Here is a 10,487-nt window from a genome sequence, read left to right as displayed (position 1 = left end):
ACCACTCCCGGCCGGCATTCGTAATGCGATAGGGGCGCCTTCGTTCTTCCATTTCGCAGGCGGCGATGAGCCCGTGCTTCTCCAAGCGAGTGATGGCCCCGTACAAGGTGCCGGGTTCCAGTTGAGTCCCGGAAAAGGCGCGAATGTCCTCCATCATCGCGTAGCCGTGCTTCGGGCCGTCCGATAGGCTGACGAGGATGAGCAGGGGCGGATCGGAAAAACGGGTGCTCAGGTCACGATTCACAGAATCTCCCTCTTCCGGACCGGATTATTACGCATCACTTATTAAGTCAAACAGAATACTATCGCGATCCGCTCGCTGTGTCAATGCGATTCTCCTGAACATGCTGTCCGCCCAACGCCCGTCATCCACCGCCGATGAAGAGGCTATTCGATCTCATTTCTAAAAACTAATGCTTGCAGTTAGTGAACACTAACTATAGAATAGTCGTAGCTAAACATGACCATAGAGGTCAACATTATCCGGCCAAGCCGTGAAACGTAGAGGGGGAAGTTCCTTTGCTTCGAAACAAGAAAAGGGTTGTTCAACTCACCGTGAGCGCGCTCGCCCTAGTGGGTATGATAAGCGCCTGCGGCCGTGACAACGTGGGTTCCAAGAATACTGCGCAAGCTTCACATTCATCGGCCGACGCTGCAACCCGCACCATCCAGACGGTGAAAGGCAAGGTGCAGATTCCGGCCCACCCCAAACGCATTCTCACCGATTACTACGCCGGTGAACTGTTGAGCGTGGGCGGCCACGTCATCGGCGCGGCGCCGCTGGAGTTCACCAACCCGTTCCTGAAGGACAAGCTCAAAGGCGCGGTGGATGTCGGGGATCCCATCAACGTCGAAAAGGCGTTAGCGCTCAAGCCCGACCTCATCGTGACCGACAGCGACAAGAACTACGACCAGCTGTCCAAGATTGCCCCGACGCTGTACATACCTTACGGCACCGCGCACAACATTGACGAAACTGTGCACTTGTTCAGCCGCATTGTCGGCCAGACCAAGCCCGGCGAGCGGCTGTTGGCGGAGTACCGGGAAAAGGCGGCAGCCGGGCGCAAGGCCCTCAAGGGCGTGGTCGCTCCCGGCGCCACAGCGGGCTTGTACGAGATCACGGACAAGGGAGACCTGTGGGTGTTCGGCGCCAACTGGGGGCGCGGCGGCCAGGCCATCTACAACGCCTTGAAATTCAAGTTGCCGCCCAAACTCGCGGCCAGCAACAAGCAGTACCTGCAACTGTCGCTGGAGGCCTTGCCGCAGTACGCGGCCGACTATATGTTCCTGACCTCGTACGATCCGGAGCACAAAGGTACGGCGCTGAAGAACCTGCGTCAGTCGCCTGTCTGGAAAGACCTGCCGGCTGTCAAGGAGCACCGTGTGTTCTACAACGACTTCAATACCTTCTATCCGTATGATCCCATCTCCATCACGAAGCAGATTGACCTGTTTGTGGACATGCTGAAGCAAAACGCGAAGGAGAACAAACCGGGGCAGAGGCAAGGGAGGTAAGAAGCGTGCGTGTGAACCTGGCGACGGATGACGACCGACATCTGATGACCGATGGCGACACGCAAGCGAACATCCAGGAGCGTACAGCCGCCATCCTGGGCCGGAGGCGATTGGCAGGTCCGGCCGTGCTGTTGGGCGGATTGCTGCTGCTCGTGGCGGCCGCCGTGGTGTCCCTCTGCGCGGGCGCGAGTCATCTTTCGCTGGGGACCGTCTGGCACGTCGTGATGGCGGGCCGGCAGCACACCATGGCCGGGCAAATCGTCCTTGGCCTGCGCTTGCCGCGCACCCTGTGCGCTGTTCTGGTCGGTGCCGCGTTTGCGGTGGCCGGCGCCATGATGCAGGGACTGACGCGCAATCCGTTGGCGGATTCCGGGCTGCTTGGCCTGAACGCAGGCGCCGGATTCGTCTTGGCGCTTTGTTTTGCCCTGTTTCGTGGGCTGCCGTACGTGTACCTGGCACTGTTCTCTTTCCTGGGCGCGGCGGCCGCCGCCGGATTGGTGTATGGCATTGGCTCTTTATCCAAGGCGGGGTTGACCCCGGTGCGGTTAACCCTGGCCGGCGCGGCCATCGGTGCCCTGTTCACCGCGCTCAGCCAGGCCATCGCCATTCGCTTTGAGGTCGGGCAGGACCTCGCTTTCTGGTCGGCAGGCGGCATATCGGGCGCCACCTGGCTGCAGGTGAAGCTGCTGCTGCCCTGGGTCGGCGGCGCCCTGGTGGCTGCGCTCTTCCTGGCGCGCTCCATCACCGTCTTGAGTCTGGGCGATGAGCTGGCCGTCAATCTTGGTCAGCGCACCCGCTGGGTGAAGCTGGGCGCGGCCCTGACGGTGTTGGTCCTGGCAGGCAGTTCTGTCTCGGTGGTGGGCTCCATCAGCTTTGTGGGCCTGATTGTACCGCACGTGGTGCGGTTTTTGGTGGGCGTAGATTATCGCTGGGTGATTGCCTGCTCGGCCGTATTCGGGAGCTTGCTGGTGCTCGTGGCCGACATTGCCGCGCGCTTGGTCAACCCGCCGTATGAAACGCCGGTGGGCGCCCTGATTGCCCTCATTGGGGTGCCGTTCTTTCTGTTCCTGGCGCGCAGGCGCGTAGGGAGGCTGGCGGAATGACCATTCGCTCCTTATGGTCTGACTCGTCGCAGTCACGGACGCGCAGGACGCGCACAGTCATGATCGCGCTCGTGCTGCTCTTGGTCGCGGCATTGTTGGTCAGCTTGGACACCGGCTACATCCGGATGTCACCCGTGGAGGTCGTGCGCACCTTTGCCGGGGCGGGATCGACAGAAGATCAGCTCGCCCTGTACTCGTTCCGGCTGCCGCGGCTCTTCATCGCCGTGTTGCTCGGCGTCGGGCTGGCTGTCTCCGGGTGTGTGCTGCAGGGCGTGTCGCGCAACGCCCTGGCGGACCCGGGGATTCTCGGCATCAATGCGGGGGCGGGACTGGTGGTGATGCTGTTCACGTTCCTGTACCCCACCAACGATGCTGTGCCTACCTGGCTGCTGCCGTGTCTCGCCTGTGTCGGCGGAGGCTTCGCCGGGTGGCTCACCTACGCCTTGAGTTACCGGCACGGTGGTGTCTCCCCGGTGCGTCTTGTCCTTTCCGGCGTCGCCGTGGCGGCCGGGATTGACGCCGCGATGATTGTGTTGACCGTACGCCTGAACCCAGACCGGTATCAGTTTGTCAGCGAGTGGCTGGCCGGTAGCATCCTGGGCTCCAGCTGGGCGTTTGTGCTCGCCCTTCTCCCCTGGCTGTTGGTCCTGTTGCCGTTTGTGTACAGCCAGGCGGCCGTGCTCAACGTGTTGAACCTGGGCGAGGAGATGGCCGCCGGCCTGGGCATCCGGGTGGAGCGGGCACGCATCCGCCTGTTGGCGGGCGCGGTGGGCCTGGCCGCAGCCGCCGTGGCCGTGGGCGGGGCCATCAGCTTTGTCGGCCTTATCGCCCCGCACCTGGCGCGCCGCTTGGTGGGATCGAACCATCTCGCACTGCTGCCAGCTTCCGCGCTGGTCGGGGGACTGTTGGTCCTGGTGGCCGATACGATTGGGCGCACTGTGCTCCAGCCTTCCGAGATCCCCACGGGCATCGTGGTGGCTGTGGTGGGGGCTCCCTACTTTCTCTACTTGCTGGCCAAGTCGGACTCGTGACGCGGCTAGCTGGTCTTGGCCGTTGATGCGAGAAGAAGACAAGGAGGCGATGGCGTTGGACAGACTGATGGCGCGAGGGGTGGCGATTGGATATGGCGGCGCGCTCATTGTCCGGGACTTGAACCTGACGATCCCGACCGGCAAGGTGACCGCTCTGGTGGGCCCGAACGGGTCCGGCAAATCCACGGTGCTGAAGACGTTGGCGCGAATCTTGCGCCCGCAGGCGGGGGAGGTCATCCTGGACGGCAAGGCCATTCACGCGCAGCCGACCCGGGAGGTGGCCAAGAAGCTCGCCATTCTGCCACAAAACCCAAGTGCTCCGGAAGGGCTGACGGTGGCGGAGCTTGTGGCCTATGGCCGGTTCCCGCACCGGCGCGGGCTGACCCTGACCCCATCGGATCGACGCGTCATCACGAGTGTGCTGGAGCTGACGGGCATGGACCCGTTTGCGGATCGTCCTGTGGATGCGCTGTCCGGCGGGCAGCGGCAGAGGGCGTGGATAGCCATGGCGCTGGCCCAAGAAACGGACATTCTGTTTCTCGACGAACCGACGAGCTTTCTGGACATCACGTACCAGTTGGAAATCCTGCAGCTGCTCCGGCGTCTCAACCGGGACCACAACCGCACGATTGTCATGGTGGTGCACGATTTAAACCTGGCTTCCCGTTACGCCGACCATATGGTGGTCCTCAAGTCTGGCCGGGTGGTCACGGAGGGTGCACCGCAGGCGGTCGTCTGCCGCGAGGTGCTGCGCGATGTGTTCGGGGTGGAGGCGGATATCGTCGCGGACCCGAGGACGGGCGTACCTCTCTGCCTGCCCTTCGACCTGGCGGCGGGTGCGGGGCAGGCGTCGAGCCATCCTGCGCCGTCAGAGGGCGAGTCTCTCGATGTTCTGGAAGCGGCCGAGGGTGGTGTTCGATGACTTGGGGCGCTGAGCGGCTGCGCCTGGAGGCGAACCTTCACTTCGACGAGCGGGATCAGCCTGATGCGGTGTTATCCGTCCCGGCCCGGGATCTGCTGAATGCAAAGGGGGCGAGGCGCTTGTTAACCGAGTACGCGGCTTGCATCCGGGCCCGGACCTTGCAGCCGGCGGCTGCGTACTTCAGCGGCTGGTTGGCCGACATCGCGTTGGCGCAGCAGTTTTTCCTCAGCATTGGCAACCGGAGCCTCGATTTGTCGTTGGACAACTTGCAAATTGAGTTGTACCAGGCGGGAGGCTACTACGCCTTCTCATTTCGGCTTCACCGTTGGGCAGAGAGCGCCCTGCCGGAGGATACGGCGTCTCGCATGCAGGCGCGCACGCGCGTCCTGGGCAAAGTCTACGTCGGGACGATGCGGCCGCTGCTGGAATCCCTGGCTGCGACATCGTCTATGGGGGCCGGCCAGCTGTGGGGCCAGTTGCCTTCTCGTTTCTATACGTTTCGGGAGGTTCTATTCGCAAAGGCAAAGGACCAAGACACACAGCGCCGCGTGCAGGAAGACTTAGACGCGTTACGGGCTCTGCCTTCGGCAGTGTTTGGCAGGAACAAGAATCCATTTTCCGTTCGCATCCGGCTAATTGACGACGGGGCAGACGCCACTCGTTGTATTCCCATAAGGACGAGCTGCTGCCTGTACTACCAGACCGAAGGAGGGCAATATTGCTACACCTGTCCGCGCCTGCGCCCCGAGCAACGGCAGGCTCTCCGAGAGCGAGCGCGGGGCGGTTGAGCTTCCGGCAGTATCCGCTTGCGCCTGGCTATAAGATGTCGGCATGCTCCGCCCGGAACGATCTTCCCCCTGCTGTAACTAAGGTGAGTATTGAGGAGTTGCTCATTTGGTTAAGAGAGTAAAGGCATGGACGCGCGAATCACGAAGGCGGTGTGTTGGCGTGGAGTGGCGCAGGTTCAAGGCGCGTCCGGATCGTGAAGGGGAGGGAGGGCGCCGGACCCCACGCTGCCATACGAATAGGGGCCGAGTGACGGCCCCCTGTGGTTTGCAGAGTGAGGATCATATGGATATTTTATCCCATATGTTTCACTCCTTTGTCCTGAGTCCTCAAGCCTTTAAGACGAACGAGGTAAGCACTCGTGGCCATGATGGCTAACGCATTGAGCGGGTGCAGTGCTTCGACAAAAGGTTGGTTGATCTGTAACAGCAGGGGCTGGATGAACAAGAGCACAAACAGCAGTACTGAAAAGCCAATGGTCTTACGCCCTGTTCTGCCCATCAAGGCGAACAAAATCAGCAGTGCAGATCCCGCCCATAACAGTACGCCTGTCACTCTGTGAATCTGGAAAGTCGTGGCATGAAAGATCCCTGTACCTGCGAGAAAAAACTCTACAATCACACCTATCAGTATCAGGACGCTGAGACCTTGATGCACAGCCGAGCATATCCGTTTCATTTCACCTACTCCTTTGGTTGGGTCAAATCCTGACCATCCCTCCATGCGCCTGGTCTCAACATTTTTCCAAACCTATGCCGTCAGGCAGTTACTTTTTCAGGGCGTCTTTTAGCTTCTGATACTCGGACTCGTCAATCTCACCGTTCGCCAGCCGTCTTCTGAGGATGGCCTCGGCATCGTCAGGCCACCGCCGGCGGCAATGTCCGCAGGCGCCGAAGGCAAATACGCGGACAATACAAAACACGATGATAAGAATCAGGAGCAGAACCCCGAAACACCAAAATCCATGATGTCCCCACCACATGAGTGAGACCTCCTTCCAAACGTTGTGTGCTCTGTTCCGTTCAGCACGCTACGAGCATACGCGACGAATGTCTCAAACAAAGGAGTAGAACGTCACGAAACGATCAACAATCCATCACAGTTCGAGTCATAACGCCGACGTGGAAGCAAACTGTCACTTTCAGAGTGGTAAACTGACCGTAGTTTCGGTTGCGTGTGTGGCATCTGTGAGCAGGAACCAGACGGCGGGAGACCGATTTTTATGGATTTTATGGATCCGTTACAAACGGTGTTGGTCGTGGACGATGATGAAGCTATCGTGGAATTGATGCGGGATTTTCTGGAGAATGATGGGTTTCGTGTGGAGGTGGCACACGATGCACTTCAGGCGTTGACGGTGATGCGCGATAAACCGGTGGATTGCATCCTTCTTGATGTGATGATGCCGGGCCAGAACGGGTTTGAGCTGTGTCGGGAAATCCGGGCTCAGAGCGACGTGCCCATCCTGTTCCTCAGCGCACGTGATGATGACGTGGACAAGATTCGAGGGCTGGGGCTGGGCGGAGACGATTATATCGTCAAAACGGCTTCGCCAGCCGAGGTGGTCGCACGCGTAAAAGCTGTGTTGCGCCGCTATCGTTCCCCGCAGACTTCCCGCAGGACCATCTTGCAGTACGGGCGGCTGCAGCTGGACTTGTCGGCAAGAGAGGTTCGGGTAGACGGGCAGGAAGTCTCCCTGACCCCGAAGGAATACGATTTGGTGCGTCTCTTTGCCGAGCATCCTCGGCAAGTCTTTACTTATGACGATTTGCTTGAGAAATTCTGGGGCGGCATGGGGGATAAACACACCGTCAGAGTCCACATCGCCCGTATTCGGGAGAAGATTGAAATCGATCCGAATAATCCGCGGTACATCGTGAACGTGTGGGGAGTTGGATATCGATTTGAGGGGATACCGAGATGAAGACCGTGCGCATTCGGAAGTACATGGTGGTTGGCGTACTTTCGATTGTCGTCTTCCCATGGCTGGTCTATTGCCTGGTTCTGCAGCCGTGGTCGCAATGGCACCGTCCACGACAGCAAATTGCTCTGAACCAGGCCATGAACGAGATCATCAAGAACCCGGGGGACTGGACGAACCCTGCGTGGCAGAACCATTTGCGGAAGCAATTGACGGATGCCGGAATGGAAGCGACCATCCTTTCGCCGTCGAATCACGAGATCTTTTCATCCGGTCATCGGCATGGGCCCCAGTGGATGCCGAGCCAACAGACTACGGTGGTCGAGAACGGTCAGGTCCTGGGCACTGTCCGGGTCTTTGCGTCAACCACCAACGAAAACAGTGCTATCGCCGCGATTTCAGCCTTGGCCGCGGTGATTCTTGCGATTTTCTTTGTCGGATTCCAAATGGGGCGGCATGTCGTAAAGCCTCTTGAGTCCATGAGCCGCGCCGCTCGACAAATCGCAGAGGGCGATCTCGATTTTCGTCTGCCGGTTTCCCGTGTCACGGAAATCGCTCAGGTGCGAAGCGGTTTTGAGATTATGGTTGCCGGCCTCCGAGAATCTTTTCAAAAACAAGCCCGATTAGAAGAGGAACGACGCTTTTTCATCGGCGCGATTGCCCATGACTTGCGCACACCCTTATTCGCCCTCCGGGGTTACCTGGACGGTTTGGAACAGGGCATCGCAAATACGCCGGAAAAGATGGCGAAGTACGTGGCGGTGTGCAAGGAAAAGTCTAACCAGCTCGACCGTCTCGTATCCGACCTATTCGCCTTCACGAAGCTCGAGTACATGGAACAGACACTTCACTACGATGAGGTGGACCTTGCCTGTGTCCTGGAGGCGTCCGTGGACAGTCTGCGTCCACAGGCGCAGGATAAGGCCGTGTCCATCATCATGGAGAGGCCCGCCTATGGGTGCGTGGTTTGGGCGGACTCGCATTTATTGGAGCGTGCGATAAATAATCTGCTGGACAATGCACTGAGGCATACGCCATCCGGTGGCGAGATTTTCGTAAAGTGGCACAAAGAGCCCGGCAAAACCATCCTCTCGGTCAGGGATACGGGGCCAGGTTTCTCTGGTGAAGAGCTGAATCACGTGTTCGATCCGCTGTACCGAGGCGAAGCATCGAGGAATCGGGCGACGGGAGGAGTGGGGCTCGGACTCACTATCGCCCGACGAATATTCCGAGCCCACGGCGGCGATCTCGTTGCAACGAACCATCCGGAGGGGGGCGCCCTGCTTACGGGATGGGTTCAGGACGCTTAATCCGGGACCCGCATCGAGTTGGAGGATGGATTTCGCCGGCGCCGGGCCCCGCCTCGTCGGTGTGGCGGTATCGACCGGTCCGTGCCTGCGTCCGGAGAGAAAGAGTCCGGGAATTAACCAAACCAAGTTTGTATGCTTTGACGAGATCCGCTAGGACTTTATCACCGATGGACTTACCATACTTCTGTCCAATCAATTGAGCCGACTTTACTAAGTAAGATGGTACCGTGGTTTTGTGACTGGATCGTACCATCTCATTTTTATCGAGTAGCTCCGCAAATTGGTTGTAGTTAATTGTAGGTTGTTTTACTGTTTCATGATCAAGCTCATGAATCCGTATATCTGCCACAATTGAAAGCAAATTGTAAGCATTCATAGTTGGGTCATTAGTTGATTCATTTGAATTTGAGATCACAGCAGAAGTTTGTGGTGCCGTGCTTGTATTGGTGGACGAGTTTATATCAACATCGACGTAATCATAATACGTGTTGTAAGGAAAAACCAAACTCCGGCAAGAAGTAAAAATGGTATCCAAACTATTTTGAGGTACTTGATTTAGGGTGAAGCCTCGATATGCAATCCAGCCCCATACTATACCTGCCGAATCTGTAAGAGGAGTATCATCAGCAGCTAAAAACCTGTTAGTGTATTTCCTTCATAGGATAACTGAATGGTAGTGTCGTCTCCGCTACCGTCTTCAAAGAGCGCGAAATAGCCTGTAGTCCCAGTCATAGGTTGAGCAGCTACATGCGGAGTGGGATCTCCATAAGGATAGTAGTAGTCCCATACATATCCTGTACCATCGGATGTGCCTGCGTAAAATGTAAAACTCGTTAACGGTGGAGCAGGTTCAGCAGAAGCAGTGGCAGTCAGTAATCCAATCGATGCAATGCAACTGACTAATCCTCAAATCACCTTGGATTGTTTCACGATTAATCCCCCCATTGCATCTGTCCTGAAGGACACACAGGATTTCTAGCCTTGAAGAGATTGATTGATACTGCCAGCCTGGGTGACAGATTGAATCAGTTGATCAATAAGATTGATCACGTGTTCTCTACCTTGAGTGTACCCTGCAACATTCTCATCATTGAGCACTGACTGCTTCATTTGATTTAAAAAGTCCCCGACGCTCAAATTCGATTGTTCATAAATATTCACGTATCCAGGATCAGTCGGGCCAAGGATGGTGAGCCTACCGTCAACAACACGTGTGTGGACCTTTGCCTGCATTCCCAATACCGTTGCCGCAAGAGCAAATTTGTCGCTCTCGGACAAGTGACTATAAGCTTGTTGCAATGCTTCAGGTGCGTCCTTTGGTGGGAACGACAACGTTGGGTCATCCGATAGTTCGAGTGTGTCATTGATGACATCCGCAAATGTCGAGCCCATCGCCGACGACGCTGATGATCCCTGAGCACCTGCGTTTGTCGTGAACGTTTGTGGAAGCCATTGCGTATTCCAATTCACTTGCATTTAAGGAACCTCCTCGCCAAGTCTGGTATCATGTACTAACGCGTATAACTTCGCTACAAATATCGAATATCCTCCTGGATTTGGTGATTCTGAAAGTGTGCCGATGTGTTTGACCGGCTGCTATTATTGCCATCCTTGGGTCGCTTGGCTACAACCACTTGTATGCCACAGCTACATTTGGGAATAGGAAGTGCGCAGGGGCCTGTAAGCGTTTTGGAACCGGGTGATTCCGTACGGTAGAGGGCTTTTCGCTTGGTGCCTATATACAGGAGCAATGCTGTGGTGCGTAAGCCGACCGACAGCTTGCAGTCCGAACGTGTCATCGCCCGGTCCATGATGTCCACTCATCCGCGCCGATCTGAGACGCTCGAATCGGGTGCTGGTCCCATGACAAACGTGCGAATGCCACCGAGCAACTCGAAC

General features: G+C 57.5%; 12 protein-coding genes. 7 read left to right on the top strand and 5 right to left on the bottom strand.

Going from position 1 to position 10,487, the window contains the following annotated elements; translation table 11 throughout:
* A partial coding sequence (locus tag ASH01S_RS19340; RefSeq protein ID WP_067929548.1) for a PadR family transcriptional regulator occupies positions 1 to 244 on the bottom strand: 244 nt, incomplete at its 3' end.
* 335 nt (positions 245 to 579) lie between these two features.
* Here ASH01S_RS19340 and ASH01S_RS16550 point away from each other — a divergent pair.
* Genes ASH01S_RS16550 through ASH01S_RS16530 form a run of 5 tightly spaced genes read left to right on the top strand, consistent with a single transcriptional unit; the run spans position 580 to position 5,359 of the window.
* Positions 580 to 1,515 carry an ABC transporter substrate-binding protein gene (locus tag ASH01S_RS16550; RefSeq protein WP_067929551.1) on the top strand — a complete coding sequence of 312 codons (936 nt, stop codon included), beginning with the start codon at positions 580 to 582 and terminating at the stop codon, positions 1,513 to 1,515.
* Between the two features lie 44 nt (positions 1,516 to 1,559).
* Positions 1,560 to 2,618, top strand: coding sequence for a FecCD family ABC transporter permease (locus ASH01S_RS16545; RefSeq protein ID WP_067929550.1), 1,059 nt, complete (start codon positions 1,560 to 1,562; stop codon positions 2,616 to 2,618).
* The gene (locus ASH01S_RS16540; RefSeq protein WP_067929547.1) at positions 2,615 to 3,649 is read left to right on the top strand and encodes a FecCD family ABC transporter permease; all 1,035 of its coding nucleotides are present in this window, start codon (positions 2,615 to 2,617) and stop codon (positions 3,647 to 3,649) included. The genes ASH01S_RS16545 and ASH01S_RS16540 overlap by 4 nt, the downstream gene beginning before the upstream one ends.
* 55 nt (positions 3,650 to 3,704) lie before the next feature.
* Positions 3,705 to 4,571 carry an ABC transporter ATP-binding protein gene (locus ASH01S_RS16535; RefSeq protein WP_083517287.1) on the top strand — a complete coding sequence of 289 codons (867 nt, stop codon included), beginning with the start codon at positions 3,705 to 3,707 and terminating at the stop codon, positions 4,569 to 4,571.
* On the top strand, positions 4,568 to 5,359 hold the full coding sequence (locus ASH01S_RS16530) for a (2Fe-2S)-binding protein (RefSeq protein WP_067929545.1): 792 nt from the start codon (positions 4,568 to 4,570) through the stop codon (positions 5,357 to 5,359). The genes ASH01S_RS16535 and ASH01S_RS16530 overlap by 4 nt, the downstream gene beginning before the upstream one ends.
* Before the next feature lie 292 nt (positions 5,360 to 5,651).
* On the opposite strand, the gene ASH01S_RS16525 is transcribed toward ASH01S_RS16530, so the two are convergent.
* Together ASH01S_RS16525 and ASH01S_RS16520 are read right to left on the bottom strand one after the other, a co-directional pair.
* Positions 5,652 to 6,080 carry a DUF6220 domain-containing protein gene (locus tag ASH01S_RS16525; protein ID WP_157067205.1) on the bottom strand — a complete coding sequence of 143 codons (429 nt, stop codon included), beginning with the start codon at positions 6,078 to 6,080 and terminating at the stop codon, positions 5,652 to 5,654.
* Positions 6,081 to 6,123: 43 nt separating this feature from the next.
* The gene (locus tag ASH01S_RS16520; protein ID WP_067929543.1) at positions 6,124 to 6,339 is read right to left on the bottom strand and encodes an SHOCT domain-containing protein; all 216 of its coding nucleotides are present in this window, start codon (positions 6,337 to 6,339) and stop codon (positions 6,124 to 6,126) included.
* A gap of 249 nt (positions 6,340 to 6,588) precedes the next feature.
* On the opposite strand from ASH01S_RS16520, the gene ASH01S_RS16515 reads away from it, so the two are divergent.
* Together ASH01S_RS16515 and ASH01S_RS16510 are read left to right on the top strand one after the other, a co-directional pair.
* The gene (locus ASH01S_RS16515; RefSeq protein ID WP_067929549.1) at positions 6,589 to 7,281 is read left to right on the top strand and encodes a response regulator transcription factor; all 693 of its coding nucleotides are present in this window, start codon (positions 6,589 to 6,591) and stop codon (positions 7,279 to 7,281) included.
* Positions 7,278 to 8,588 (top strand): sensor histidine kinase, encoded by a 1,311-nt coding sequence (locus ASH01S_RS16510; protein ID WP_067929542.1) that lies wholly within the window; start codon positions 7,278 to 7,280, stop codon positions 8,586 to 8,588. The genes ASH01S_RS16515 and ASH01S_RS16510 overlap by 4 nt, the downstream gene beginning before the upstream one ends.
* On the opposite strand, the gene ASH01S_RS19895 is transcribed toward ASH01S_RS16510, so the two are convergent.
* Positions 8,563 to 8,964 carry a YolB family phage-derived protein gene (locus tag ASH01S_RS19895; RefSeq protein ID WP_505578101.1) on the bottom strand — a complete coding sequence of 134 codons (402 nt, stop codon included), beginning with the start codon at positions 8,962 to 8,964 and terminating at the stop codon, positions 8,563 to 8,565. The genes ASH01S_RS16510 and ASH01S_RS19895 overlap by 26 nt on opposite strands.
* Positions 8,965 to 9,563: 599 nt before the next feature.
* A complete protein-coding gene (locus ASH01S_RS16505) occupies positions 9,564 to 10,064 on the bottom strand; it encodes a hypothetical protein (RefSeq protein WP_067929541.1) in 501 nt (166 codons plus the stop codon).
* Between the last annotated feature and the right edge of the window lie 423 nt (positions 10,065 to 10,487).

Origin of the sequence: Alicyclobacillus shizuokensis NBRC 103103 (assembly GCF_001552255.1) — a bacterium.
In the GTDB taxonomy this organism is placed as follows: Bacteria; Bacillota; Bacilli; order Alicyclobacillales; family Alicyclobacillaceae; genus Alicyclobacillus_G; species Alicyclobacillus_G shizuokensis.
Note: the sequence above shows the minus strand (reverse complement) of the source record. Positions and strands in the feature narration are given on the sequence as shown.

What these genes read in the sequence shown, in the direction of transcription:
- ASH01S_RS16550 (WP_067929551.1), top strand. Translation starts at nt 580, where the DNA reads ATGATAAGCGCCTGCGGCCGTGACAACGTGGGTTCCAAGAATACTGCG.
- ASH01S_RS16545 (WP_067929550.1), top strand. Translation starts at nt 1,560, where the DNA reads ATGACCGATGGCGACACGCAAGCGAACATCCAGGAGCGTACAGCCGCC.
- ASH01S_RS16540 (WP_067929547.1), top strand. Translation starts at nt 2,615, where the DNA reads ATGACCATTCGCTCCTTATGGTCTGACTCGTCGCAGTCACGGACGCGC.
- ASH01S_RS16530 (WP_067929545.1), top strand. Translation starts at nt 4,568, where the DNA reads ATGACTTGGGGCGCTGAGCGGCTGCGCCTGGAGGCGAACCTTCACTTC.
- ASH01S_RS16525 (WP_157067205.1), bottom strand. Translation starts at nt 6,080, where the DNA reads ATGGAGGGATGGTCAGGATTTGACCCAACCAAAGGAGTAGGTGAAATG.
- ASH01S_RS16520 (WP_067929543.1), bottom strand. Translation starts at nt 6,339, where the DNA reads ATGTGGTGGGGACATCATGGATTTTGGTGTTTCGGGGTTCTGCTCCTG.
- ASH01S_RS16515 (WP_067929549.1), top strand. Translation starts at nt 6,589, where the DNA reads ATGGATCCGTTACAAACGGTGTTGGTCGTGGACGATGATGAAGCTATC.
- ASH01S_RS16510 (WP_067929542.1), top strand. Translation starts at nt 7,278, where the DNA reads ATGAAGACCGTGCGCATTCGGAAGTACATGGTGGTTGGCGTACTTTCG.
- ASH01S_RS19895 (WP_505578101.1), bottom strand. Translation starts at nt 8,964, where the DNA reads ATGAATGCTTACAATTTGCTTTCAATTGTGGCAGATATACGGATTCAT.
- ASH01S_RS16505 (WP_067929541.1), bottom strand. Translation starts at nt 10,064, where the DNA reads ATGCAAGTGAATTGGAATACGCAATGGCTTCCACAAACGTTCACGACA.